Source organism: Blastocatellia bacterium (genome assembly GCA_035275065.1).
In the GTDB taxonomy this organism is placed as follows: Bacteria; Acidobacteriota; Blastocatellia; order UBA7656; family UBA7656; genus DATENM01.
Window position 1 is genome coordinate 266,881 of the sequence record DATENM010000039.1, and the last position, 25,808, is coordinate 292,688.

The 25,808-nt window shown below is 62.8% G+C and carries 16 protein-coding genes; 3 read left to right on the forward strand and 13 right to left on the reverse strand.

Annotated features, from left to right (window positions below; genetic code table 11):
- Positions 1-33: 33 nt before the first annotated feature.
- Both VJ464_09195 and VJ464_09200 read left to right on the forward strand, forming a co-directional pair.
- Positions 34-363: an NAD(P) transhydrogenase subunit alpha gene (locus VJ464_09195; GenBank protein HKQ05294.1), complete on the forward strand. Its 330-nt coding sequence runs from the start codon at positions 34-36 to the stop codon at positions 361-363.
- Positions 360-1,730, forward strand: a complete 1,371-nt coding sequence (locus VJ464_09200; GenBank protein HKQ05295.1) for an NAD(P)(+) transhydrogenase (Re/Si-specific) subunit beta — start codon at positions 360-362, stop codon at positions 1,728-1,730. The genes VJ464_09195 and VJ464_09200 overlap by 4 nt, the downstream gene beginning before the upstream one ends.
- A 105-nt stretch (positions 1,731-1,835) precedes the next feature.
- Here VJ464_09200 and VJ464_09205 read toward each other — a convergent pair whose 3' ends face one another.
- The 9 genes from VJ464_09205 to VJ464_09245 form a co-directional block, all read right to left on the reverse strand.
- A complete protein-coding gene (locus tag VJ464_09205; protein ID HKQ05296.1) occupies positions 1,836-2,228 on the reverse strand; it encodes a hypothetical protein in 393 nt (130 codons plus the stop codon).
- Between the two features lie 155 nt (positions 2,229-2,383).
- Positions 2,384-3,967: a cbb3-type cytochrome c oxidase subunit I gene (locus VJ464_09210; GenBank protein HKQ05297.1), complete on the reverse strand. Its 1,584-nt coding sequence runs from the start codon at positions 3,965-3,967 to the stop codon at positions 2,384-2,386.
- 338 nt (positions 3,968-4,305) lie between these two features.
- Entirely contained in the window at positions 4,306-5,409 is a 1,104-nt protein-coding gene (locus VJ464_09215) for a tryptophan 7-halogenase (protein HKQ05298.1), read from the reverse strand.
- Positions 5,410-5,474: 65 nt separating this feature from the next.
- Positions 5,475-5,915, reverse strand: a complete 441-nt coding sequence (locus VJ464_09220; GenBank protein HKQ05299.1) for a hypothetical protein — start codon at positions 5,913-5,915, stop codon at positions 5,475-5,477.
- 9 nt (positions 5,916-5,924) lie between these two features.
- A complete protein-coding gene (locus VJ464_09225) occupies positions 5,925-8,531 on the reverse strand; it encodes a LodA/GoxA family CTQ-dependent oxidase (protein ID HKQ05300.1) in 2,607 nt (868 codons plus the stop codon).
- Between the two features lie 19 nt (positions 8,532-8,550).
- Positions 8,551-10,692 (reverse strand): tyrosinase family protein, encoded by a 2,142-nt coding sequence (locus VJ464_09230; GenBank protein HKQ05301.1) that lies wholly within the window; start codon positions 10,690-10,692, stop codon positions 8,551-8,553.
- A gap of 18 nt (positions 10,693-10,710) precedes the next feature.
- Positions 10,711-11,145, reverse strand: a complete 435-nt coding sequence (locus VJ464_09235; GenBank protein HKQ05302.1) for a hypothetical protein — start codon at positions 11,143-11,145, stop codon at positions 10,711-10,713.
- 106 nt (positions 11,146-11,251) lie between these two features.
- Complete coding sequence (locus VJ464_09240; GenBank protein HKQ05303.1) at positions 11,252-13,762, reverse strand: multicopper oxidase domain-containing protein; 2,511 nt, start codon at positions 13,760-13,762, stop codon at positions 11,252-11,254.
- Positions 13,763-13,874: 112 nt separating this feature from the next.
- Entirely contained in the window at positions 13,875-14,261 is a 387-nt protein-coding gene (locus tag VJ464_09245; protein HKQ05304.1) for a hypothetical protein, read from the reverse strand.
- A gap of 607 nt (positions 14,262-14,868) precedes the next feature.
- Here VJ464_09245 and VJ464_09250 point away from each other — a divergent pair.
- Positions 14,869-18,801: a tetratricopeptide repeat protein gene (locus VJ464_09250; protein HKQ05305.1), complete on the forward strand. Its 3,933-nt coding sequence runs from the start codon at positions 14,869-14,871 to the stop codon at positions 18,799-18,801.
- A gap of 123 nt (positions 18,802-18,924) precedes the next feature.
- On the opposite strand, the gene VJ464_09255 is transcribed toward VJ464_09250, so the two are convergent.
- From VJ464_09255 to VJ464_09270, 4 genes are all read right to left on the reverse strand, one after another.
- On the reverse strand, positions 18,925-19,665 hold the full coding sequence (locus VJ464_09255; GenBank protein ID HKQ05306.1) for a hypothetical protein: 741 nt from the start codon (positions 19,663-19,665) through the stop codon (positions 18,925-18,927).
- A gap of 24 nt (positions 19,666-19,689) precedes the next feature.
- Positions 19,690-21,741: a sigma 54-interacting transcriptional regulator gene (locus VJ464_09260; GenBank protein ID HKQ05307.1), complete on the reverse strand. Its 2,052-nt coding sequence runs from the start codon at positions 21,739-21,741 to the stop codon at positions 19,690-19,692.
- A gap of 144 nt (positions 21,742-21,885) precedes the next feature.
- A complete protein-coding gene (locus tag VJ464_09265; GenBank protein ID HKQ05308.1) occupies positions 21,886-23,655 on the reverse strand; it encodes a S8 family serine peptidase in 1,770 nt (589 codons plus the stop codon).
- Positions 23,656-23,864: 209 nt separating this feature from the next.
- Positions 23,865-25,781, reverse strand: coding sequence for a S8 family peptidase (locus tag VJ464_09270; protein ID HKQ05309.1), 1,917 nt, complete (start codon positions 25,779-25,781; stop codon positions 23,865-23,867).
- Positions 25,782-25,808 lie beyond the last annotated feature (27 nt).

Consider the following 25,808-nt stretch of genomic DNA (forward strand, 5'->3'; position numbering starts at 1 on the left):
GCCGAAGCGCCGTCTACGGACGGCGGTTCTTTTATGAGCCCCGAGATGTTCATTGGCGCGCTCTACGTCTTCGCGCTGGCGGCGTTTCTCGGCTATCAAGTCATCTCGCGCGTGCCGCCGCTGCTGCATACGCCGCTGATGTCTGCGACCAACGCCATCTCGGCCATCTCGGTGGTTGGCGCGCTGGTCACTGCCGGCAGCGGTTATAACCGGACGAGCACGATCCTCGGCTTTCTCGCCGTCGTTGCCGCGATGACCAACGTCGTCGGCGGCTTTATGATCACCGACCGCATGCTGCGCATGTTCCGTAAGAAGCCCGCCGATACAGACACCGCCGAAAAGGAGACGAAGCGACGCGGATGAGCTACTTCAGCGAGATCACTTACCTGCTAGCCTCCATCTTATTCATCTTCGGCCTCAAGAGCCTGAGCCACCCCGACACGGCGCGGCGCGGCATGAACCTCGCGGCGATTGGCATGCTCACGGCCATCGTCGGCACACTGGTGCGCCACGAGATCGTGCGCTTCGAGTGGATCATTGCCGGCATCATCATCGGCTCGCTGATCGGCGCGGCGATGTCTATCTGGATGCCGATGACGGCGATGCCGCAACGAACGGCGCTCTCGCATGCGTTCGGGGCGCTCGCCGCATCGCTGGTCGGCATCTCGGAATACGCGCGGCATGGCGAGGCGCTCGGCACCTTTAAGATGACCGCGCTCGGCCTCGAAGTCATGCTCGGCAGCCTGACGGTGACCGGCAGCCTGATGGCTTTCATCAAGCTGCAAGACTTGATTCGCGGCACGCCTATCACCTACAAGGGACAGAACATTTTTAACATCACGTTGTTTGTCGTGATGATCGGGCTGTTCGTTTACCTCTTGTTTGTGCCCTCGACCGGCGTGGCGTTTTACACGATGGTCGGCCTGGCGTTCGCCTTCGGCGTTCTGCTGGTGCTGCCGATTGGCGCGGCGGACATGCCGGTGGTGATGTCGCTGATGAACTCGTATGCGGGATTGGCGGCGGCAGCCACAGGCTTTGCGATATCGAATAATGTGTTGATCATCGCCGGCACGCTCGACGGCTTTTCGGGATTCATTCTATCAATCCTGATGTGCCGGGCGATGAACCGCTCGGTGACGAATGTGCTGTTCGGCGCTTTCGGCTCGGACTCGGCGGTTCAGGCGGTGCAGGCCGAAGGCGTGATGCGCGAGGTTTCTCCCGAAGACGTCGCCGTGCAATTAGCGTATGCCCGCCAGGTGGTCTTCGCGCCGGGATATGGCATGGCGACGGCGCAGGCACAGCATGCCGTCCGCGAGCTGGGCGACCTGCTCGAAAAGCGCGGCGTCAGCGTCAAGTATGCGATTCACCCTGTGGCAGGCCGCATGCCCGGTCACATGAATGTGTTGCTGGCCGAATCCAACGTGCCCTATTCGCAGTTGTACGAGCTGGAGCAGATTAACCCTGAGTTCCCCTCGACCGATGTCGCGGTCGTCATCGGCGCCAACGATGTCGTCAATCCTGATGCCCGCGACAATCCGCAAAGCCCGATTGCCGGCATGCCGATTTTAGAAGTTGACCGCGCGCAGTCGGTAATCGTCTTGAAGCGCGGCAAAGGCAAAGGCTTTGCCGGCATCGAAAACCCGCTCTTCTTCAAGCCGAACACCGGCATGCTCTATGGCGACGCCAAGTCGTCGCTGACCCGCCTGGTGCAGGCCGTCCAGGAAGTGTGATGAGTTGAAAAACAGACAGGCCACCAAGGCACAAAGACACGAAGAATCACAATCTTCTTTGTGCTCCTTTGTGCCTTGGTGTCTTTGTGGCTAATTCTCTTCAGCCTACTTCTCGACAGACGATGTGCAACTTGCAACCGTCGAGCCGTAGCCGCATTCGCGGTCGTAACCGCCCAACTCGACCGTCGCCGTGACGCTGGTGTCGGCGGCCACCCCTTTCGTGTCAACGGTGATGGTGGAGGTGCCCTGGCCCGAACTGATCGCGCCTGCCGAGACTGTCCAGTTGTAGGTCGGCGTCACATTCTGATCGCCGCCCTGAACATTGGCCGTGAAGGTGAGTTTCTCTCCGACTTTAACCAGATCGGGGCAGACCATTTTAGTCGTCGGACACTTGGACTGCGATTGTTGCGCCGCCGTGTGAAAGCTGGCGCCCGAAAGAGACAAGCAAACGACAACTACGATCAACCCCACCCGATACCGCTCATTCAGTTTTATCATCGAATCGCTCCTGAGGTATTTTTGCCCGCCAGAACAACCGCTACACCTTACCGGCAGATTCTCATGCGGTCAACAACGCAGCGCCATAAAATGAAAGCGGCTGGCTCACGACGAGCCAGCCGCTTTGGCGTGTACGGCAAACTTCATTGCCGCTCTTAGTCGCCTGAGTAAGCTTCGCTCGCCTTGATTCGCGGCTGTCGCCGGGTGTCGCGCGATTCGACTTCGCTCGGCTTATCAAACGAGCGGCCCGTGAACAGGTTGATGACGAACCAGCCGAGCAGCAACGCGCCGATGGCAAACAGCGCATCGCCCGGCCCGCGCAGCCAGCGCAGCTTTTCAAGCAAGCCGGTCTGCAAGAACTCCGCCGAGCGCGCGTACCACGTGCCGTGCTCGACCGAAGCCCAGGTCTGCATCAAGCCGATGGGCAGCAGGCTCAAGACGACCATCATCGTCAGGCCGATGTTGATCGTCCAGAACGCCCACTTCAACGGCCACTCCTTCCACGCCCGGCCCGGCTTCAGCGCCCGCAGCACGAACAGCATCAAGCCGATGCCGAGCATGCCGTAGACGCCGAACAGCGCGGTGTGTCCATGAACCGGCGTCGTGTTCAAGCCCTGCATGTAATAGAGCGCCACCGGCGGGTTGATCAGGAAGCCGAACAAGCCGGCGCCGACCAGATTCCAGAATGCCACGGCGACGAAGAAGTTGATCGGCCAGCGATAATTCGCTACCCATTCTTTCGTCCGCGACAGCTTGATGTTGTCCCACGCCTCGCGCCCGATCAGCACCAGAGGGACGACTTCAAGCGCGCTCGGGATGCCATAGAAACCGTCGCCTTCGACGCCGTAATGCGCCGTGACGGCGCCGAGCAAAATCTGCACGACGATCAACGCTGTGACGACGATGAAGTATTTGATCGTCGCGCGCTGCGACGGCGTTGGCTGGAAGCCAAGCAGCGGATCGTTGTTCGGCACGTCCTTGGGTGGGGCTTCGCGCTCACGCGTGCTGTAATACCAGACCAGAGCGCCGATGCCTGCCAGCAAAAGGATGAAGCTGATAATGCTCCAGACCGTGGCGCTCGTCGTCGGGTGGTTATTGATCAGCGGCTCGTGCGGCCAGTTGTTGGTGTAGCTGACAGAATCATTGGGGCGGTTGGTTGACGCCGCCCACGCCGTCCACCAGAAGAACGACGCCATCTGCCGCTGCTTGGTCTGGTCGGTCAAGGCGTCGCGCGGGATCGCATATTCGCTGCGACCATTGGCGAACACATCGGCGTAATACTTCGAGAGCGAGTCGAACGCCTCAGCGCGCGCCGGATCAATCGTCAAGGTGCCGGTCGCGGCGTCGTAGGTATTCGTGCGAAACACAGTTTCGAGGCGCGCTTTCAACACGGCCTGCTGCTCGGCATTAAGCGCCGCGAAGCTTGCCTGGCCGTAGCCGGCGGCCCATTTGTCGAGCGTGTAGTTTAATTCGCGGTGCAGATAATCCGCCGTCCAGTCGGGAGCGACGTAAGAGCCGTGGCCCCAGATGGAGCCGGTCTCCTGGCCGCCGATGGATTGCCAGACGTTCTGCCCGTCTTGAATAGTTTCTTTGTCGAACAGGATACGACCATCGGTCGTGACGACGCGCTCCGGGATAGGCGGCGCGTTGGATAACAATCGGGTGCCGACGCCGCCGAGCACGGCGAACGAGCCGACGACCACCACACACAAAGCTATCCACAGACGTTTATACGCCATAATAATTCCTTTCCGGGTTGTACTCGATTAGGCTGCTCGGGGCGAGAGCATGCCCAGACGCCGCCAACCCGTCCTTATTGCAATAGAAGTGCCAGGCGAAGGGAGGAGCCGTAAACGTCGGCAGAATCAGCAAGCGCGAAACGGCGGCGCGGGAGAATCATTGCGTACTGCGAATTATTCCTCTAGCCCACTGTGAAATTCTGCTCATCTTTGCTCTGCCGGTCATTGCCGTGTCTGCCATCGTGCGGCACTCACCCTTCAAGCCTTAAGCTTAAGCGAACGCCGCGGGCGGCGCGTTGACTTAAGTCACACAACAACCGACTTCGCTGTGCAGCCGGTTACGGCGGCGCGTGATCGTCGAGTGCATGCCGACGACGCCAGAACTCGCTGGCGGGCCATCGCTGTTCTTCGCGGTAATATTTCGCGCGGGTCTCGGTGTAGCTGTTGAACTCTGCGAGCACGAAGCGGCGATAACGGCGCACGCCTGCCTCATCGCCTCGCGTCAGCCAATCGCCGATTGCGTAGGAGGCGAATATTCCGGACCGCAGCGCCTTGAGGATGCCCTGAGAAGAGAGGGGGTCGAACCGCGACGCGGCGTCGCCGACCGCCAGCCAGTCGCCGCCCGCTGCCGGCTCAAGGCGGCGCGACTCAGAGGAGTGAACGACCAGCGGGCCAGACGGCTTGCCCTCCCGCGACAACGCGCCGACTGCCGGCATGGTCGCGAGCTTCTGACCCCACCGCTCCGCATCGCTGAGTCTCATGCGGCGGGCGATATCCGCGTCGGTCATGCAGGCAGTGATGCGCCGCCCGCCAGGCAATCCGGCGGTGTACCACCAGCCATCCTCAAAGGCTTCGACGAGAACGCGCGGGTCGTCGCCGCCGCCATCAAAGAGGCGACTGATGCCGACGAGTCGGTCGGCGTCAACAAAACGTGCGCCGCAGCGACGGGCGAAAGCGGCGACGCCGCCGGTGGCATCAACAATGAATCGGGCCGCGAGCCGGCGGCCTGACGAAAGCGCCAGCCGCCATTCGTCGCCGACGCGTTCGGCGTCGCGCAGTCGGGCCCCGAGGATGAGCGTCGCGCCGCAACGCTCGGCCTCGCCCGCAAGCATCTGGTCGAAGGCGGCGCGGTCGAGATGCCAGCCGACGTTGGCCGGCGTATAGATGAAGTCGTTGTCGAGCGGCCTGGCCGTGCCCCACACTGCCGCCGTGCCATACACCTCGCGGTGCGGTTGGGCGCGGAATGGCTGCCAGACGCCGAGGTGTTCAAGGATGGTTTGCGCCAGAGGCGGCAAGGTCTCGCCGATGCGCGGCGTGTCGTACCGCGACGCTTCGATGACGACGACAGAGAGCGATGGCGCGTGGGCGCGCAGCGACAGCGCCGTCGCCGCACCGGCGGGGCCGCCGCCAACGATGGCCACATCAAAAGACGCAGGCTCCATAGTATGTGGCGCAAGCTAACAGCTTGCGTCAGGTCTCGCGCAAGCTAACAGCTTGCGCCACAAGTCTAGTCCACCCGCACCGCGTAGAACGACGCGACGACGCCTGCCGGGGCGACGGTTCCGGGTTGGCCTCCCGAATGCGGGATGGTGCGCACTATCGAGCCGACAATCGCCGCCGTCTGAAGCGAGTCGTTGCTGTTGGGCCAGACCGGCACGAGCCAGCCGATGTAGTCATAAACCCACTCTTCTCCCTGCACCAGCCCTTTGCCCTGGAAGCGCACCTGCCCCGGCGAGCCATAGCCAATCGAGCCGTGCAGATCGAGCGACCAGTTCCCTTGACCGGGACCGAGGCTGCCGCCAATCGTGCCGCCGAGCGTGTCCGAAGACGGCGCGGTGATGACCAGCGTGCCGCGCCCGAATTCGAGGCTATCGAAGTCTGTGTTGATGTCAGGGTCGTTGAGTAAGCTGCGATAGGTCCAGGTGCCGACGAATGGATTGTCGCTCATAGTTTCTCCTTAGTCGTTCTTGTCGTATTTCGTGCGTTCGGTGCTGATGTATTTCTGGTCTGGCGGCAACGTCGTCGGTTTGACGTCACCGGGAGGCAAGAAGGGGTTGCGGCGAATGAAGCCCAGCCGCCACCACTCTGTGACCATCTTCAAGTCGCCGGCGTTGGTCTGCGGCACGCCCGGACTCCAGTCGCGCCAGGCGATGTTCGGCTGGCCATCGCTGACCGACAGCAACTCCCACGACTGGAGCGGGCGGTGCGCCGGCCACCACAGCGTCTCCCAGACGCGGCGCTCGCGCTCCATCAGCTTGTCTTTGTCGCTTTCGGGATAGATCACGTTCCACATTTCGTAGGTGATATCAATCGGCTGCGTCGAGCATTCGTTGAAGTCGGCCTGCCAGGGGACGGACATATACTTGGTCAGGTCGCCGGGCTGTAAGCCTGTCTGGAAATTGTTCTCCAGGCTGAGATCGTCGCCGGCATAGAAAGCAAAGTCGCCGTCGGCAACCGTGCCGGCGGCGCTCGCCTGCGCCGGCGTCTGCCCGAAGTTATAAAATGCCGGGTCGGCATTGATGCGATAAGGCTCACGCCAGATCGATGGGGTGCGCATCACCCAGCCGAGCTCGGCGCCGGGGCAGAACGAGCCGCCAAGGAGGTTGGTCAGCACCGCCCGGTCGAGGTCGCGCGCCGTGCGGTTCACCCAATCGGCGTACGGCTGCCAGGGGTCCGGGTCGCCCCAGCCTTCGAGCTTCTCGTTGTAGAACAAGCCGAGCGCCCATTGACGCAGCAGATAAAACTGGTAGTCGGTGAGGCGCAGGAACTTTGACACCAGCGTGTTCGAGATCGGGTTGTCGCCGCAGAGCAGCGGCATGCGCGGCAGGTCGTGGACGCGGCTGCTCGGCCTGCCGCCGATGACGAATTGATTCTCCTCGCCGGGCGCGCGCAGCAGGTCGAAGAGGTAGCGCCGCAATGGGCCATAAGGATCATAGGTGTTGGCGGCGATGCAGCGGCGGCGGCAGTCTTCGAGGAGCCTGCCCGTCACATATCGCCGCAGGTGGTCGCGCATGAGCTGGTGGAAGCGGTCGCCGAATTCGTCGCCGCGCGGCGCGCGGGCGTCGGCGATACGGTCTACGGCGCGCTCCAGCTTCTCGGCGTCCGTGGTGTTCCACATCGCCCCGGTCGCCGCCTGCCAGCGCCGCTGGTAGCTGTCGAAATCGTCACCGGCGTCGTCGCCAACCACCTCGCGGGCAAAGCCCGCCAGCAGCTCGCGCAGCTCGCCGACTTGCGCCTCGTCTACCAGGTACGGCTGATTGTCGGCGCTCGCCGCCGAGCGCGGCGCCGCCGTCTCAAGCGGCAGCAGCGCCGCCGTCAGCGTGTCAATGAAGAGTTGTCCCGAATGGTGGTCTTCAATACATTTCTTCTCGCAAGCGACGACCGCCGGGCGGTCAACCATCGGCGGCAGCCCCAGCTTTTCCGGGTCGAAGGAACCGCGCGTCGATTGGTTGTGCGGGTAGTTCGACTGCCCCAGGACGTCACAAAGGTAGCTGTACTCGTCCGGGCGGTAGAGGATGCGCCAGATGTCGCGGAAGAACCAGGGCTTGTGCTCAGGGTTCCAGCGCAAGCGCCCGGCCCGCCAGTGAATCAACGCCCCTTCGTCTGTGGGCGGGATGTGCGGCGGGTCGTTGAAGGTCCCCGCCGTCCCATAGAGGTCTGTGCGCGCCGCGAACTGCCGGATGGCGAGGTCTTCGATCACATCGTCCATCGTCACAATGTCGAGAATCTCCGGCACGTAGCGCGGGTAGGCGACGACGACCCAGGCCGGGAATTCGACATCGATGTAACGGATGCGCTGCACCAGCGGCGAGAACATGACGAGCCGCGCCATGACCGGGCCATCCGAGGTGTCGTCGAACCAGCCATCGTTGTTGGCGTAGTCTTCGATGCGCGGCTGCCCGAAGTCGTCATACAGGTACGAGCCCGAGTTGCCGTGACCGCCAAGCACCAGCAGCCTCCCCGTGTCGTCCGTCAGCAGGTCGCCGAGCGTGTCTATGGAGTTGGGCTTCAGCGGCGGCGGGAAGGTCGGCGCGTAGATGTCGTAGCCTTCGCGGCTAAAGCGCGCCGTGCGCTGATTCGTATGATCGACGGTGCGCGGGCCGGGATCGATGATCAGTTGCTGGCGGGCGTTCGGGTCAGTGATGGCACTGTTACGCAGCGGGTGATCCGGGGCGTAGCCATGTTCGCCGTCAAGCTGCTCGAACTGATACCACGAGGCTTTCTTATTCGCCAGGTAGACGCGCCACTGGATATCGATGAGCGTGCCGGCGTTGCCGCCGCCTTCGATCTGGTCGCCGAGCTTGAGGGGATGGCCCTCCGGGTGGTCGTCGTCATAGGCCCATATCTGGAAGCGCGCCGCCTGACGCTTGATGCGCCCTTCGCCGTCTTTGAAGCTCTTGATGGTCTGCTCGGTCACGCCATCGGGCGACAGCCGGGGATTGCCCCGCTGGTCGCAAGCGATGGGCATCGCGGCGGGCGTCTCCGGCCCGATGTAGAAGGCGTCGGGGCTGTTGCCGAGTCGGGCGACGCCGACTCCAGGGTGGATGCGGTAGGTCGTAGGCATAGATTTTTCTTCCTCGGAATTAGTCGAGAAAATCGAGCGACACGCCGTCGAGCCGCAGCAAGTCTTTCTCTTCCTGGTAATCGGCGCCGATCACTACCAGCGTGATCTGCAAAGTCGTCGCGCCCTGGTCGAGCAGGCGCTTGGCCGCCGCGGTGACGTTGACGCGGTGGTTGCGCGGCGTGTTGTGATGGCGCGGCCGCTGGTCGTACTGCCGAGGCCGACCCGGCGGCAGGTCGCAATGGCCCGGCCCGCCGATGCAAGAGCCATGACCGAAGATGGCCAGATAGCCGGCGTAGTGCTCATCATCAATGGGCGTCGAGGCGTCGGCGTCCGCGAGGTTCAGGAAGACGCGGATGAAGCAAGAGCGCGGCAACTGCGGGACGCGATGCAGGCGAACTTCCGCCTGATTCAACGTCCCGCGCACCGCCTCGGGCACATTGATCGGCTGCGAGACGAAGCGGCCCACGGGCGTCTCCAGCCCCACCGGCACCAGGAAAGCGCACTTGACGTATTCGTAACCGAAGCGCGCCATGTCGAGCGTGTCGGCAATCGTATAACTCCACGGCGTCAGCACCGCGTCGAGGTCTTTGGGCAGCGAGTGCGGGTTCAACTCCTGCCACTCGTGCCAGGTGCGGTCGATGTTGGAATGGATGGGCCAGAAGACCGGGTCAAACGAGGCCGTCAGGTTGCTCAGCATGTCACCGAATTCGGGCTGACTGTAGAGGTCGCTGCGCGAGTGAAAGCGGCGGCCTGTGACCCGCACGCCGCGGTTACGGTCGCCGGCGGCCTGGCGCAGCGTCACCATCTTGGGGCTAGCCCCCTTGGGGCCGGCCTCGGGCTTGGGGCCATCCACGAGCGGGTTCTGGCCGCCCGTCCAGATGTGCATGGTGTTGTGCGGGTTCTGATCGAGAAAGCCGAACGAGTCGTCGTAGTAGCTGCCGCCGCCGAAGTCGCGGAAGGTCCGCAGGCTGAGAATCTGCGCCATGTCCTCCGGCGTCGGGTAGTGGTAGTGAAAGATCGAGCGGTTGACCGGCACCGGCTTTTTGGTATTCGGGTCGAAGTACTCCCCAGGGTAACGCAGCGGATACCACAAGGAGTTTGCCGCCAGCAGCGCGTCGATGAAGCGGTTGCGGTACTCGCCCTGAGTGTAATCCTCGTTCTTCGTGATCTCTACGACCGCCGCGAAGAAGGCGGTCGGAGAAGTGTAAACCTTCTGCTTGTCAACCATCTGCTGCTGTAGCTTTTCGCCGTCCGCCTTGTCGATGCTCGGTATGGCGACCTCGGTCAGGTAAGTGATCGACGCCGTGGTCAGGTAGGCCTTGAAGGAGGGCGGGATGACCGAGCCGGTTTCGGGCGAGTGCGGCGAGTACATCGCCATGGTCCAGTCCCAGTAAGGAAGGGTGACGCCGGGGCAGACATCTTGAAGCGCCTGCTCGAACTCGTAGAGGTAGACGCGGTGCCAGGGCAAGAAGCGCTCCCACCCATGCTGGCAGTGATTCTGATGAATCAAAGCCATGTTGTTATAGCTGCGCCGATCCTCCGGCCACTTGTTGAGGCGGTAGAGCTGGCGGAAGGCCCAGCGCAATTTCTCGTGCTGCGTGTCCGACATGCAGTCGAGGTTCATGCGCTGTTTCAGCTCGCCGTAGCGGTAAGGGTATTCGTTCGGCGCGCCTTCGTAGACCTCGAAGCGGTGCGCCGCCGGCTCGACGTTGGCCGCCTCGATCTTCACCAGCTCGGGCTCGGTGGCCTCGCCTTTGAGGTCGAAGGAAGTCAGGTGGTCGGCAGCCGGGCAGCCATCATCGATCCAGTCGGCGATGAAGTTGATGTCGGCGACGGCGACCGCCTGGCCGCCCCAGGGCAGCGGCGGGAACTGCGAGCCATCAAAAGGTAGCTGGCCGCGCAGCCCTTTGATGAGGCCCGACCGCGCGCTGCGATTCGTCGCCGTCTCGCCGGTCGCCTCGTCATGATGACAGCACGAATGGACGGCCGGCTCGGGGGGCGCGATCATGCGCACGCCGTAGACCTCAACATTCAGGAATTGTGATAGCGGCAGATGCCAGAAGTGGCCCTGCCCGTCATAATCCGCCGTGCTCTGGCCGGCGGCCGCATCGAGTATCTGCTTGACCTGTTCGTAGCGAGTCGTCTGTGCCTTGTCCACCATAATCCTTTTTCCTTTGCCTTAGTGACCGTCGCGGGTCGGCGCTTGGATGAGCGGGCTCATCCGCGGCTCGCCATCGCGCCCGAGTGGCGGTCGTTCGCATGGCGCACAACCTTCATGTGCCGCGGGTATTGGCTGCCACGCGCGCCAGATAGCAGCCCCGAGTAGTGCAGCGATGCCGACGTAGACCAGCGCCTGGTTGTCGAGAACGAACTTGCCGCCGAATACCGCGAGGCCGCCCAGCAGTCCCGGCAGCACCGGGCCATATCGCCGACCGCTGCCGCCCGGTAAAGCCAGAACGCCGACTGTCAGGCCGAGCCAGATGGCCGTGAGCGGCGGCAGCCAGGCGCGATAGAACGGCGCGGTGACGGCGGCGCTGCCGACCGCGCCGAAGAATGCCATCAGACAGAAGGGGCATTTCGGCGCAACCGCGAGCAGAACTGAACTGATGACCATCCATCTTCTTCGCCGCTGATTCGACATAAGCCCTTCTCTGTGGCGCAAGGCGGTTAGCTTGCGCAGAGCCTCGCGCAAGCTAACCGCCTTGCGCCACTCAGCTACGCTAGTGATGCGAGTAGGGCGACCGCGCCGGGGCCACTTCAACGACCGTCATCATGCCGCGGTCTTCGTGCGCCAGGATGTGGCAATGCAGCACGTAGTAGCCTATGTAATCAACGAAGCGGCTGCGCATCTTGAAGTAGCCGGGCACCTGCACCGGCTGGCCCTGACTGTTCATCAGGGGATTATTGCCGGCGGCGTCGGTCGTCGGCGCGTACCCCGAAGGGATCGGGAACGTGTCCCACCAGATCATGTTGGTCTGCGGCAGCGGCGGCCCGCATGGCTTCCAGGATTCGGGATTGTTGGGGTCGAGGTAGCACTGCCCCGGCGCCAGGTTGGTCGCGTGGAAGGCGTACTTGACCGCCTGCTTGTTGGTCTGCGGATCGATGTACGGCTTGCCTGTGCTTGGATCAATCGGCGGCTTGCCGGTCTTTGGATCGATCAGCAGCTGGTTGGGGTCGAACACTTCAACCACCTGGAAGGGGTTGATGTGGATGTGGAAAGGGTGCGAGATCGGCGGCCCGTAGGTCGCGTTCACCACCTTCCATTCCTCTGTCTGGTTCAGCAAGGTGACTGCCCCGACTTCGCCATCGAACTTCCGCCCGTCGATGGTGTGCGCCGACTGCATGGGCGGCGTCGAAGCGAAGAGAATCGTCTTGGTGCCTTTCACTTCACTCGCCGGGATGTCGGCGAGGAACAGCGGGAAGGTTGGCGCATGCGGGATGAACTTTGCGCCGTTCGACTTGGGATCGACCGCCGAGCCTGTGAGGACGACCGATAGCAGCGTCAGCGGCTGCGCTGTGCTAAGGTCTTGCGGGTCCACCTCAATCTGGACTTTGACCGGGCAGTCGCCGGGCTTGGCGCAGCCGCCGCTCGGGGCCTTGACCAGCAGGTCTGCGCGGTTGCCCGCCGCCAGCAAAAACTGGCGGTTGAGATTGGTGCTGTCGGCGTAGTTCGTGTCGTTGAACTGGACGCCGTCTTGCGCCAGTTGCTTCCACTGGAAGTTCGCCGGCGGGCCGAGGAAATAGGTGCCGGCGCGCCCGGAGGTGTTGACGAAGCGCCACATCTGCACCTCGCCGGGCCGCATGTGGATCACCGGCCAGTACTGGCCATTGACGGAGAGGTCCGGCCCCTTGTCTTGTTGGCCAGGGTTCGGCCCATTCGGATTGGCCTTGCGCATCAAGTTGGGAGAGGTGCCGAGCTGGTTAATCACCATCACCGGCTGCGTGCGCGTCCAGCCGTCGCCATAAAAGGTGTTCAGGTCATCGTCATATTGGCCTTCGATGATGAAGGCGCCCGTCATGCCGTTGGCGACGTTGATGGCGGTCGAGCCGTGCTTGTGGGCGTGATACCAGTGCGTCCCCGGTGCCTGGCCCATCATCAGGACGCGCGAGCTGTCCGGGTCTTCGGCGGTGCCGGCGCCCTGGTGCGCCGCATGGTTTACGGGCGGTGGGAAGACCGTCGCCGTGTACTGCGGCAGGCGGAAGCAGTAGGGGAAAGCGCCGACGTAATACTGCGGCCATGCGCCCTGTTGCAGTTGTCTCGCGTCAACCGGCCAGAGCTTTTTCGCGACGCTGCCATAGTTCTGTTCGAGCTGGGCGTCGTAGAGCTTGAGCAGCCATTTCTGCTCGTCTGTCCAGGCGCTCGGCAGATCGTCCCAGGTCTTCGGCCATTGCCGCAACTGGTTGAGGCTGAGCTCGGCCTCGCACTGCTTGAAGAACTCGCCGAATGGCTTTTCGACGCTCTCGGGGGTGACGATGGGCTTGCCGTTGACGCGCAGCGACGGGCGCACCTCGATGAAGACGTTATCGCCGGTCGTGTTCATGTTCGTGTGCGTGCCGTGAAAATGAATGTTGCCGGTGCTGGACCCGTGGAAGCAGTCCGGGTAGCGGTCGCCTGTGTTCCGCGGGTAGGCGCTGCTTTCGTCGCAGCCGCCATTCTTTCCGGTCTCGCCGCGGTCTATGGTATCGCCGAAATTCGCCGGGTTGACCTGGTTGATCAAAGTGAGCTGCACCAGGTCGCCGACCCGCGCGCGCAGCGTCGGCCCGGGTCGCGGCAGGGCATAGGCCCCTTTCGAGAACGGCCCTGAAGGCACCGAAGCCATCGTCGGGGCAGCGCCCAGCTCGCGGAAAACCCGAATGTATTGCGGGGCGCATTCCGACTGGCTTTGATCGCTAGGCGCTAAATTGGTGGACGAAATCGGCAATCGCGTCGGAATCCACGCCTGCTCGTCGCTCAGCCGGATCGTGCCGCGCAGCCTGCCGTCGGTTGCGCCGATCACCGGGACAGGGATCAACTTCTGTCCGTGCATCAGCTCTTTCGGGCATGGGTTCGCTGGCGCCTGGGCTCGCGCCGCCGTGGCTTGCGACAGCAGCACGGCGAGGAAGGCCGCCGCCGTCAGCAGCCCGCTCGCCGCGGCACCTCGGAGCCGGGATTCAGGCGCTCCCCCTGGCCCTCGTTGACCGGCCTGTCGAACCGCTTTGCAACTGTAGAGCTTCAACTCTTGCCTGCGCATGCCAATCTCTCCTTATGTGGCGTAGCCTGCCGAACTCGACGGGACCGGCGCGCCGAACCCCAGGACGCTTCGGCCCCGACATCATGAGTTAAGCGGCTGATCGATGCCCGCCTCAAGTGTTCGGGTAGATACTGCCGTTGATCGTGCCGCGCTCACTTTTGGCCGTCGGGTGCAGCTTGCAGCCATAGTAAACCGTCCAGGTAGCGGGCGGGCCTTCGGGCTGGAGCGGCTGCGTGACCACGTAGCTTGGCCGTGAGCTTCCCTGCGGCGGGATGGGATCGGAGAGATAATTCTCCGAGTCTCTCGGCACCGGGTCGGGGAGCAGCTTGTAATTCGAGTCGGTCGGCCACGGCTGATGTGTATCGTTGGTGGTGTTGTTCCAGGTGACGAGGTCATTTACTCGTGTGGGCAGCGCATCACCCGGCTGGTAGCCCTGAAGGTCTGGAACAAACGCCGCCCCCTTTTTGGTTGTAATGATTTTGATTGACCAGTCCGGCATAATCTCCTCCTCATCGTGGCAGGGCATTCGACCGATTGACTTGCCCGCGGGTGCGCGAAGTTGCTTTGGATAGCTGCATCAGCCAACGCTCGCCAATGGGCCTGGGCGGCCTGGCATGTTGAGTGCGGCGTTATGGTGACGATGCAGCATAAGGCCGCGACCTTCAGTCAATACTCACGGACAGCGGGTGATTTTTTATCCGCTCGCCGCAGCGGAACAACCTTGAGATGGAAATGCAGGTAATTAAGACGCGCCGATACTACGCGAATCTCCTTACCTTGTCAATCAGATTTTTATCGCCTTTAATCCGGGGCCAATTACTAAACATAATAGCCAAAATATCCGGGACGGCGATCACTCGACAACGACCGGCAGGCGGCCCGCTTGCCCGCAGACAGGCCGGCAAAATCATCTCCACTTTTGCGCCTTGCCGGGGCGTGCTATAGTTATCCTGCCTTAGCAATCGTCAAATCAGGCGGGTCACTGTCCCGCAAGGCTCGGCGTCACGGACGCCCCCCGATTGCCATCGCATTCTTCCTCACAAAAACAAAAACCGTCCTGGCGACGCACCCCGCGCCAGAGGATATTTAAGCAGGAGAATTCCCCAATGAGCGGCTCTCTCAGCACGGCGCAGCAGTATCTCGATAAAGGTCTCGTCTTTTACAACAAAGGCTGGCTCGACGAAGCGATCAACAGCTACCGCATGGCGATTCAGATGCGCGAGGGCAACTTCCCGCGGGCGCATTACCAGCTCGCTCGCGCCTTGCTCGATCTCGGCGACATTGACGGCGCGATTGAAGCCTTCCGCGCCTCTATCGAGCAACAGCCCGATAACCCCGACGCCTATTACAGTCTCGGCATCACGCTGACCCGGCGCGGCCAGTATGCGGAATCGATAGACGCTTACCGCAAAGCCATCGAGCAACGCGGCGGCAATCACCCGTGGGCTTATCACAATCTTGGATTGTCGCTGCTCAAGCGCGGCGAGCTGGACGACGCCGTCGCTTCATTCAATCAAGCCATCGAACAGCGCAACGGTGAATTCCCGAAAGCCTGGCACCACCTCGGCGCGGCGCTCGCCCGCAAGGGCGATCTCGACGCCGCCGCCAATGCCTTGCGCAAGGCGCTCGATCAACGCCACGGCAGTTATCCCGACACACAGTTCGAGCTGGGCCGCGTGCTGCTCGAAAAGGGTGATCTTGCGGCAGCCGCCGACAGCTTCCGCGCCGCCGTTCAACAACGCCGCGCGCCTTTCCCGCAGGCGCACCTTGAATTGAGCCGGGCGCTGTTCGGGCTCGGCCAGCTCGACGACGCGATTGCCGAGAGCCGCGCCGCCATCCAAGAGCAAGCGGTCTATCCCGAAGCGCATTACGCGCTGGGCCGCGCCCTGTCGCGCAAAGGCCACCTGCAAGAAGCCGTCGCCGCTTACCGCACGGCCATCAGCCAGCGCGATCATTTTCCCTGGGCCTATCATAAGCTCGGCGTCGCCCTCGCCCGCCAGGGCAATCTCAACGAGGCGGTCGAGGCGTTCCACAAGGCGCTCGAACAGAATCCGCAGTTCCCGCGGGCTCATTATGATCTCGGCCTGGCGCTCTACAGCCTCGGCAATGTTGCCGATGCCGCCACCGAGTTCAAGACCGCCATCGAGCTGCGCGGCGGCAGCTACCCGGATGCCCACTACGAGCTGGGCCGCATCTATGCCAGCGAGCAGAAATACGATCTGGCCATCGAAGCCTTCAAGACGGCGCTAGCGCAGAACGATCATTTCCCCGAAGCCTATCACGACCTCGGCTGTGCCTATTACGAGAGCAGCAAGCTCGAAGAATCGGTGACGGCTTTTCGCGAAGCCATCGCCCAGCGCAATGGTGATTTCGCCCGCGCCCATCACAACCTCGGCCTGGCGTTGGCTGACCTCGGACAGGGCAACGACGCCATCAGCGAGTTTCGCGAAGCCATCAATCAGCAGGCCGTCTTCCCGCGCGCCTACCGCAACCTGGGCCGGGCGCTCTACCGTTCGGGCGACCTCGACGGCTCGATCACCGCCCTGCGCACCGCCGTCGATCAGCGCAACGGCGAATTCCCCGAAGCCTATCACGACCTCGGCCTCGCCTACTTCAGCAAAGGCATGCTTGACGAATCGATTGGCGCGCAGGGCAAAGCCATCGAGCAGTCGAAGGATTTCGCCGAAGCCTACTTCTGGCTCGGCACCGCTTACAACGCCAAGGGCGAAGTGCAGAGCGCCGTCGAAAGCTATCGCGGCGCGATTGCCAACCGGCGCGGCGCTTACCCTGAAGCGCATTACAGTCTCGGCTTGGCGCATGCCCGCAAAGGCGAGCTTGACGAGGCCATCGCGGCCTACCGCGCGGCGCTCGACGAAAACGAGAGCTTCCCGGCGGCGCACTATTCGCTGGGCGCGGCGTTGCTCGAAAAGGGCTCGCTTGATGAATCGGTCGCCAGCCTGCGCCGGGCGCTGGAATTGAATGACGAGCTGCCGTGGGCGCACCACCGGCTTGGCATTGCCTATTACCAGATCGGCCAGCTCGACGATTCGATCAGCGAGCTGCGCCGCGCCGTCCAGCAGCAGCCCATCTTCCCCGATGCTTACTTGAACCTGTCGCGCTCGCTCTACGATTACGGCGATCTCAACGGCGTCGTCGAAACCTGCGAGCGCGTGATCGCGCAACATGGCAACGAATTTCCCGAAGCGCATCACCATCTCGGCCGCGCGCTCTACGAGCTGGGCGATCTGGACGCGGCGGCAACCGCTTTGCGCGCCGCCATCAAAGCCGATCCGAAGATGGCCGAAGCGCATCGTGACCTGGGCCGCGTTTACTACGACCTCGGCGATCTCGACAGCGCCATTGCCGCTTACCGCGCCGCCATCGAACAGCGGCCCACCTATCCGATGGCGCATCACGATCTCGGATTGGCGCTCTATCAAAAGGGCGCGCTCGAAGATGCCGCCACCGCTTTGCGCCGCGCCACGACCGACGCCGCGGAGAAGTTCCCGGTTGCCTGGCACAACCTCGGCGTCACGCTCTATGACCTCGGCGAGCTGGATGAGGCCATCGCCGCGCACCGCGCCGCCATCGAGCAACGCAATGGCAATTACGCCGAGGCGCATTACAATCTCGGCAACGCGCTCTACGAGCGCGGCGACCTGCCTGCCGCGGTCGAGGCCTACGAAACGGCGATCAGTCAGCAGCGCGGCAACTTCCCCGACGCGCACCGCAATCTCGGCAACGCCCTGGCGCGGCTCGGCGAGCTGGAGCGCGCCGGCGAATCGCTCAACCGGGCGATGGCGCAGGGCGACGTCAGCGCCGACGCGCATCACGACCTCGGGCTGATTCTCTACGGGCGCGGCGAGCTGGACGCGGCAGTGCGCGAGTTCCGGCAGGCGCTCGAGCTGCGCGAAGGCAACGACGCCGAAGCGCACCGCAACCTGGGCCGGGCGCTCTACGAGATGGGGGCGCTGGCCGAAGCGCGCTCAGAGTTCGAGATTGCCATTGCCCAGCGCGAAGGCGCCGGCACACAGAGCCGGGGCACGGGCCGCGTCGGCGTGACAACGATGGGATTCAGCCAGGACGACGAGACGGGCCCGATGAGCGACGCCGGCACGCGCACGCTGGGTGAAGATGAGATGGCGGCGCTGCTCGCCGCGCCGGACACCGCCGATCTCGGCTCGCCCGGCGAAACACTCATGATGGGCGCGCCGCCGTTGAACGGTAGTCCGAGCGGCACGACGCAAAAAATCTCTGCGCCGGCCATCAACGCGCCGCCGAGTTTTCCCGAAGCGCACGTTGATCTGGGGCGCGTGCTTTATGACCTGGGGCAGGGACAGGACGCCATCGCCGAGTTCCGCAAAGCCATCGAACAGCGCGGCGGGTTGTTCCCGCGCGCTCATTACGAGCTGGGTCGCGCCTTGATCCGCGCCGGCCGCACCAACGAGGCGATGGTCGAATTGCACAAAGCCATCGAGCAGCAGGGCGGCGCTTTCCCGGAAGCTTATTTTCAGATAGGCCAGTTGCAGTCGCGGCAAGGGGACAAGGACGCGGCGGTTGACGCTTATCAAATGGCAATTGAGCAGTCGGGCGGCGTTTACCCCGAAGCCTATTACCAGCTAGGGCTCACGCACGTCCGCAGCCGCAACAACGAAGCGGCGGTGCAAGCCTATCGCACGGCGATTGAGCAGCGCGGCGGCTTTTACCCCGATGCCCATCAAGACCTGGGCCGTGTGCTCTACAGCCTGGGCAACCTCGAAGCCGCTAACGAAGAGTATTCGACGGCTGTGCGTCAGCGGAATCCGCACGCCGCGGTCGAAACGGCGCGCCGCAAGCCCGTGGCCTCGTCGGCCGGGCCGCAGTCGTCGCGCCAGGATGCGGTCACCGAAGAGTTGCAGACAGGTCTCAGGCAAGCGCCCGCCGCCGCCGACGCCGGCAAAGTCGCGGCGACGACCGCAACGCTCGCCTCAGACGTGCTGCCCGACGAGATGGGATTGACCAGCGACGCCTTGCGCCCGGCAGCCGGCGACGGCGACTGAGACAAGACGCGACGCGCAGACACGGAGACGCGGCGAAGGAAGGACGATGAGACGGGTTCGATCACACCCGTCTTCAGGTCTTTCCCGCGCCGCGTCTCCGTGTCTGCGCGTCTCCGCGTCGCGTTATTTCTTCTTCGCCGTCCAGGTGCCTTCGCCGAGGCTGCCATAGACCGCTTTGCCGCTCATGGCGTCGGCGGCGGTGCGCTTGCCGGTGTAGGTGACGGTGATCTCTTCGCCCTGCGGCGAGACCTTATACATCAGCGTCACGTCGTTGCCTTTGACCGTTCCGGTGACCGGCGATTCGCCGAGCTGGCCTTTGTAGGTGCCGGTGATCTTCTCGCCGTCCTGTTTTAAGGTCAAGGTCGGCGTGCCCGTGCCCATCGGCGTTTCGACGGTGACGTTCCAGACGCCGGAGATGTCGCCGTTGCCAGTGCCAATGCTGCTGCCGACGCCGGGGCCGGGCGCAGGCGTCGCGGGCGTCGCCGCCGCGCCTTCCTTGTGTGGCACGGCTGACCACGTGCCGCTAGCAAAGCCGCCGAAGTCGGCGTCACCGCTCATCTTCTCTTTTTCAACTTTGCCTTTGTAAGTGACGACCATGTCCTGGCCCTGCACGTTGATCGTCATGAGGAAAGTGATGTCGCTGCCTTTGACCGTGATGCTGTCGAGCGGGCGCTCGCCGTTCGGTCGCTTCATCACGCCCGTGAGCTTATCGCCGTCCTGCTTGATGACGAGTTGCGACGTGCGCGGCCCCTGCGGGGTTTCAATGGTGATGTCCCAGGCGCCGACGGCGCTCTGTGCCTGCGCGCGGGCGACTGTCAGGAAGAATACGAACGTGAACAGTGTGAAGCTGAGGAGCCTTTTCATAAGTCGTAACCTCCGGTTGTTGAATTAGTCTGGTGTCTCCTGGTGGTGATAGAGCTGCAACTTGCGATAGAGCGTCTTGCGCCCGATGCCGAGAATCTGCGCCGCCCGCGAGCGGTCGCCGCGCGTGTAAGCCAACGTCTGCAAGATCATGCGCTTTTCGACTTCGTCAATCGAAGTGCCGACTTCGATCTCGATGGTCTTATTCGTTTCCGCGCCGCGCACCGCCGCCGGCAGGTCTTCCATATCGATCATGCGCCCCTGAGCGATGATGACGGCGCGCTCGATGCAGTTCTCCAGCTCGCGGACGTTGCCCGGCCAATCGTACCGCCTGAGCCACGCCATCGCCTTCTTGCTGATGCCGGTGATGTTCTTGTTCGAGCGCTTCTTGTAGGTCTCAAGGAAGTGCAGCGCCAGCAGCGGAATGTCTTCGCGGCGCTCGCTGAGCGCCGGCAGCTTGATCGGGTAAACCGCCAGCCTGTAATAAAGATCACGCCGAAAGCGACCGTCGCGCACCGCCTCTTCCAGGTCAACATTCGATGCCGCGATCACGCGCACATCCACCTTGACGACCTCGTTGCCGCCGACGCGGGTGAACTCGCCGTTCTGCAAGACGCGCAGCAAGCGCACCTGCGCCATCAGCGACATCTCGCCGATCTCGTCAAGAAAGAGCGTGCCGCCATTGGCTTCTTCAAACTTGCCGAGGCGGCGGGCGCGCGCATCGGTGAAGGCCCCCTTCTCGTGGCCGAAGAGCTCGGATTCGAGCAGCGTCTCAGGAATCGCGCCGCAGTTGATCTTGATGTAAGGCTGCTCGCGCCGCGACGAGCGCGCCTGAATCAGATCGGCCAGCATCTCTTTGCCGGTGCCCGATTCGCCTTGCAGCAGGACGGTCGTATAGCTGTCGGCGACATAAGCGGCCATCTGCATCGAGCGCATGATGTTGTCGCTCTTGCCGACGAAGGTGCCGCCGTTGTGCTCTGTGTGCTGGGCGTTTTCGAGCTCGCGGCGCAAGCGGATGACTTCCGCCGACAGCCGCGCTTTCGATATCGCGATGGCCAGTTGGTCGGCGATGCCTGTGGCGAGCGCCGAGGCTTCTTTCGCAAACGACGGCTGCGGCTCGGCCCACAGCAGCACCAGCGCCCCGAAGATTCTGTCTTCGATCAGGATCGGCACGACAATCGAAGCGCCCGCCGAAAAGACTTCGCTGAGAAACGAGCGCGCATATTCGTGCTGCGCCGGACTTAAAATCTTGAGCATCTGGCCGCGCTCGACGGTCTTCGGCAGCAGCTCGAGGATGGGGAACTTCAGCGACGGGCGCTTCAGCACCGTCGCCGGGTCGGCCCCCGTGGTGCGCAGGTTGGTGAAGTGAATCTCGCTGTTGGTGGCGTCGACAATCGCCAGGCAAGCCGCCTGAATGCTCAACAGATCGAGGGCGCGGTCGAGGATGGCCTCGGTGACTTCGTTGAACTCTGAGCCGGTGTTGATGTCGTTGGCGATATCGAGCAGCGCCTTGGTGATGCGCGCCTCTTTCTCCTTCTCGCTGTAGATGTGCGTGTAGCGATAACCGATAGCGATCTGCTGCGCCAGGTTGCGAATGAAATTGATCTCGTCGTCGGTCCACGGATACGGCTCGCGGCAGTGGTGCAGGCCGATCAGCCCGAGCAGTTGCAGGTTGAAGGTGATCGGCACGATCAAGACCGATTTGCTGCCGAAGCCCTCGACCAGCTTCTGCACCGGCGGCGGCATCTCGTGGGCGCTGCGGTCGGTGATGGCCAGCGGGTGGTAAAGGTCGATGCTCTCTTGCAGGCGCTCCAGGTCAACGCGCGCCTCGTGGCCGACGAGCGAGGGCAGATCGTCGGCGTCGGCGCGGTACTCGTGGGTGATGCGGAAGCGGTTCTCCGCGGTCAGCGTCATCACGTCGCAACGGTCAACGCCCATCATCTTGCCGACTTCGGTGACCGTCGCTTGCAGGAAGTGGTCGAGGTTGATGACCGAGAAGGTTTCCGAGCCGATGCGGCTCAGGATCGCCTCGCGCGCCTGATACATCCGCAGCTTGCGCTCTAACAATGATGCCGTCATGAGTCAGTTACCCGTTGTCGGTTGCCAGTTGTTTTTTGAATTCTTATGCCCACGACGTGTCATTATTTCATGGCAAGCGCATAACCGCGAGTGCCGTATGAGCAGGGCGAGAAAAACACTGGCAAACTGGCAACTGAGGACGGGCTACCGCGTCAGCGTGATCGTCTGGCTTTCGCCGCCGTCAGGGTTGCGCAGCTTGATGGGAACGGCGACGCCGGGCGCGAAGGTGGTCTTTGGCACCTTCAGCAGCAACTGGCTGTTGTCGTCGGCCTGCGAGATGGGCGTGTAGCCTTTGCCGGCAATAATGACGCGCACGCCTTTCTGGACCTTGTCGCCGATCAGCGTCAGCTTGCCCTTGCCTTCTTTGTATTTCACCTTGTTGAGCACCGGCGGCGTGATGGTGATCGTGACCTGCGCGTTGATGGCGCCGAGCGCGTTGACCCTGCCGCTCGACGAAACGTAGGGCGCGAGCTGGGTCAAGACGTCAACCCCTTTGATGATGCGGGCCTTGAGCATGATGGGAGTGTCTTCGGGATGCTGCGATTTGACGAGCGCCGCGACGCCGGAAACGAAGGCCGCCGACAAGGAGGTGCCGTCGGCGTGCGTGTACCATTCGGCCGGGTCGTCCGAGGCGCTGCACAGCAGGCAGTTGCCATGCGGCGTGATCGTGACGATGGAGACGCCGGGGGCGGCCACCGCGACGGTCTTCGGGCCGAAACCGGAATGCACGTTGTATGGGTAGAACGACTCGCGCCAGATCTGGTCGTTAAAATCGGTCGCCGCGACGACGATCTGATTCGGCAATTGAAAAGCGCCGGGATAGACCTTGACGTTGTCGTTGTTATAGCCCTCGTTGCCGGCAATCGATACCAGCAGCACGCCGGCATCGCTCGTCACATAGACGGCGTCTTCAAGCGCGCTCAACTGGTCTCCGGTGACTTCATCAACGGTGCCGAGCGAGCGCCAGCTGGCATTGATAATCGCCGCCCCCGCCGCCGCCGCATAGATGAGCGCCCGCGTCGCTTCGACGACCGTCGCTTCAAACTGGGTGGGCAGCGGGCCGGTCTTCCTGAAGAAGCGCACCGGCAGGATCGAAGCCTGCGAGACGCCGGCGATGCCGAGGTTGTTATTGATGCCGGCGGCGATGACGCCGGCGATCTGCGTGCCGTGCCCGAAGATGTCGGAGGTGTCGGGCGAGTTCTCGCCGACGTTATAACCATGCACGTCATCGATGTAACCGTTGCCGTCATCGTCTACGCCGTTGCCGGGGATCTCGCGCGGGTTGGTGTAGATGCTGCCGACAAGGTCGGGGTGGGTGGGGTCAACGCCGGTGTCGGTGACGGCGACAATGACGTCGCGGCTGCCTTTGGTGATCTCCCATGCGGCGCTGACGTGGGTGTCGGCGTCGGGCGTCGCCGTGTTGCCATCGATCATGAAGCCATAATTCTTCAGCGCCCACTGGTCAAAGAAGCGCGGGTCGTCGGGAATGATGCTGGCCGGAACGATGCGATAATTCGGCTCGGCGTATTCGACATCGCGGCGCGCCCGCAGCTCGGCCAGCGCACCGTCCATGTCGAGGTCGTCGCCGAGATTCAAGACGAAGGTGCGGTCAAGGCCGCGCTCGCTGATGATCTGGCGCATCCGCGTGTTGCCGGCAGCGGCGACCATGGGCTCGACGCGGCGCTCATCGACGGGCCGCGCCGAAGCAATCTGCATCTGCGCGATGGCGGCCTGGCGTTCGCGCGGGTCGCCATACTGCAACTCCGGCGCGTCGGCCATAAACTTGACGATGATCTGGCCCGCGGCGTAGCTGTGCGGGTCGCGTTGCGAACGGGTTGCTGTGACCCGATGGCGTGGCGCGATGGCGGTGAGGCAGAGCAAGAAAACGAGCGCGAGAATCGATATTTTACGCATACTTCCCAATACACAACCCTGAAATGGAAATGTCAGTCCTTGCTTATACCGGATTGCCTCACCTTTTTCAATAGCTTGGGGCTCGCGCGTCGGCAGAAATAGTGTTCCTTTACTGTTTCTCTGGCTCGCATGCAAAAAAGTCCCGAGGGCTGAGTGATAAAGTGTTCACTCAGCCCTCGGGATTTAACTCTAAAGTTGCAGGCCGCGCTTCAATGCGCGGAGTGATCGTGAGCCACCGGCATCGCATTGGTCAGGTCGCCGACCATTGCTGATTGCGCCATCGCCATCGCCGCTGATGACGACATTGAATCGCTCAGAATCGCATCCGACAACAAGACGCCGTCACTCAACAAGACGCCGTCACTCAACAAGACGCCATCAATCATCACGCCGCCGTCAGCCAGCATCACGCCGTCAGAGAGCAAGACGCCGTCCGAGAGCAGCACGCCATCCGAGAGCAACGCGCCATCCGAGAGCAGCACGCCATCCGAGAGCAGCACGCCCTGGCCGTAAATGCCTTGATATTCGGTCATCAGGTCGGTGCTGTAGAGGACGTTATAACGCTGAACCAGCCAGTTGCTCCAGGCAAAGGATTCGTTGCCGATGGTGGACTGCGGCGTCGGCGCCGGGCCGCTCAGTAGCGGATCACCGGTCGTCAGGCTGGCCAGATCGCTGCGCACCAGGCCGGCCAATCGCACCGCGCCTTCGACGTTCAGCTCGCCCGCGCCCTGCTCAATATTGCTGATGCCTGTGAGCGAATCGGCAGTGTATTCGAGGATGCCTTTCACCAGGTTCGGGGTCAGCGCCGGGTTGCGCTGCAAGAGCAGCGCCACCGCGCCGGCGACGACCGGCGTAGCCATCGAGGTGCCGCTCAAACGCATCATGCCATGCTCGTCTTGCGAGCTGACATCGGTGTCGAGCGCCGGGTTCATCAGTAGCATCCGGTTGCCGGGCGACTTGGCATCAATCAGCTTGTTGCCGGGCGCGACCAGGTCAGGCTTGATCAGGTTATCGTAATGCTTGACGCCCGCATCGTCTGTGTAAAAGCCGCGCGTCGGGCCGCACGAGCTGTAACTGGTGACGGCATCGTCGGAATGCTGTGTCGTGCCAAAGGTGTTGACCGCGCCGACCGTCAAAGCTGCCGGCTCGATGCCCGGCGAATGAATCCCGCCATAGACGCGATTGCCGTTGTTGTCTTTGCCGAGGTTGCCGGCGGCGGCACAGACCACGATGCCTGCGTCAACCGCGCGGCGCACCGCCTGACAAAGCGGGTCGTCGCGGTAAGAATCAACCGCCGTAGCGCCGAGGCTGAGATTCATCACGCGGATGTTGTAAGCCGCTTTGTTCGTGATGCACCAGTCGATGCCGGCGATGGTCGCGGACATCGAGCCATGCCCCTGTGAGTCGAGGACGCGCAGGTTGATGATTTTGGCGTTCGGCGCCAGGCCGGTGTAGGCGCCGTTAGAGACGTGGTTGTTGCCCGCCGCCAGGCTGGCGACGTGCGTGCCGTGGCCGAAGGGGTCGTCGGTGCGACCTTCGCCGGTGAAATCAACATTAGCGATGATGCGGCTGTTGCCGCTGGCGTCCCAGAATTCATGATGGCCCGAATAAACCCCGGAATCGAGAATGGCGATGCTGATGCCTGTGCCGTCGAGCTGACCGGTCGGCGAAGCGGCGAAATTGCGAACCTGATCGGCGCCGGTGGCTTCTTCGATGTGACCCGCTACCTGTGTATTGCGGTCGAGCGAGATGTGCGAAACATCGCTGCGCGCCGCCATCGCTGCCAGTGCTCCTGCCGGCATGCTGATGCTTACGACATTAAGATTGTTGAAGGTGCGCTTGATCTTGCCGCCCTGCCGCTTCATGTCATCTTGCAGCAGCCGCGACGGCTTGCCTGAAGTCTGTACGATGGTGGAAATCTCGTCGCCGGGCTTCGACCTATCAATATGCTTGCGGAGGTCGTCAGAGAGTTTCGACGCCGGGTGCGGGGTTTTTGAAGGCCCCTTGCCATTCGATTGCGCGGCGACGGGGGACTGCATCAGCGGCAGCGTCATCGTGCTGAGAAAAACCAGCACGGCGACGAGCAGTGTGATGCAGGCTCTGGTGAGGAACTTTCCAAATCGCATAAAGCGCTCCTTGAGCAACCGGCTAAC

Excerpts from the sequence above, each read along its gene's own strand:
- VJ464_09195 (HKQ05294.1), top strand. The coding sequence starts at position 34 with ATGAGCCCCGAGATGTTCATTGGCGCGCTCTACGTCTTCGCGCTGGCG.
- VJ464_09200 (HKQ05295.1), top strand. The coding sequence starts at position 360 with ATGAGCTACTTCAGCGAGATCACTTACCTGCTAGCCTCCATCTTATTC.
- VJ464_09205 (HKQ05296.1), bottom strand. The coding sequence starts at position 2,228 with ATGATAAAACTGAATGAGCGGTATCGGGTGGGGTTGATCGTAGTTGTC.
- VJ464_09210 (HKQ05297.1), bottom strand. The coding sequence starts at position 3,967 with ATGGCGTATAAACGTCTGTGGATAGCTTTGTGTGTGGTGGTCGTCGGC.
- VJ464_09215 (HKQ05298.1), bottom strand. The coding sequence starts at position 5,409 with ATGGAGCCTGCGTCTTTTGATGTGGCCATCGTTGGCGGCGGCCCCGCC.
- VJ464_09220 (HKQ05299.1), bottom strand. The coding sequence starts at position 5,915 with ATGAGCGACAATCCATTCGTCGGCACCTGGACCTATCGCAGCTTACTC.
- VJ464_09225 (HKQ05300.1), bottom strand. The coding sequence starts at position 8,531 with ATGCCTACGACCTACCGCATCCACCCTGGAGTCGGCGTCGCCCGACTC.
- VJ464_09230 (HKQ05301.1), bottom strand. The coding sequence starts at position 10,692 with ATGGTGGACAAGGCACAGACGACTCGCTACGAACAGGTCAAGCAGATA.
- VJ464_09235 (HKQ05302.1), bottom strand. The coding sequence starts at position 11,145 with ATGGTCATCAGTTCAGTTCTGCTCGCGGTTGCGCCGAAATGCCCCTTC.
- VJ464_09240 (HKQ05303.1), bottom strand. The coding sequence starts at position 13,762 with ATGCGCAGGCAAGAGTTGAAGCTCTACAGTTGCAAAGCGGTTCGACAG.
- VJ464_09245 (HKQ05304.1), bottom strand. The coding sequence starts at position 14,261 with ATGCCGGACTGGTCAATCAAAATCATTACAACCAAAAAGGGGGCGGCG.
- VJ464_09250 (HKQ05305.1), top strand. The coding sequence starts at position 14,869 with ATGAGCGGCTCTCTCAGCACGGCGCAGCAGTATCTCGATAAAGGTCTC.
- VJ464_09255 (HKQ05306.1), bottom strand. The coding sequence starts at position 19,665 with ATGAAAAGGCTCCTCAGCTTCACACTGTTCACGTTCGTATTCTTCCTG.
- VJ464_09260 (HKQ05307.1), bottom strand. The coding sequence starts at position 21,741 with ATGACGGCATCATTGTTAGAGCGCAAGCTGCGGATGTATCAGGCGCGC.
- VJ464_09265 (HKQ05308.1), bottom strand. The coding sequence starts at position 23,655 with ATGCGTAAAATATCGATTCTCGCGCTCGTTTTCTTGCTCTGCCTCACC.
- VJ464_09270 (HKQ05309.1), bottom strand. The coding sequence starts at position 25,781 with ATGCGATTTGGAAAGTTCCTCACCAGAGCCTGCATCACACTGCTCGTC.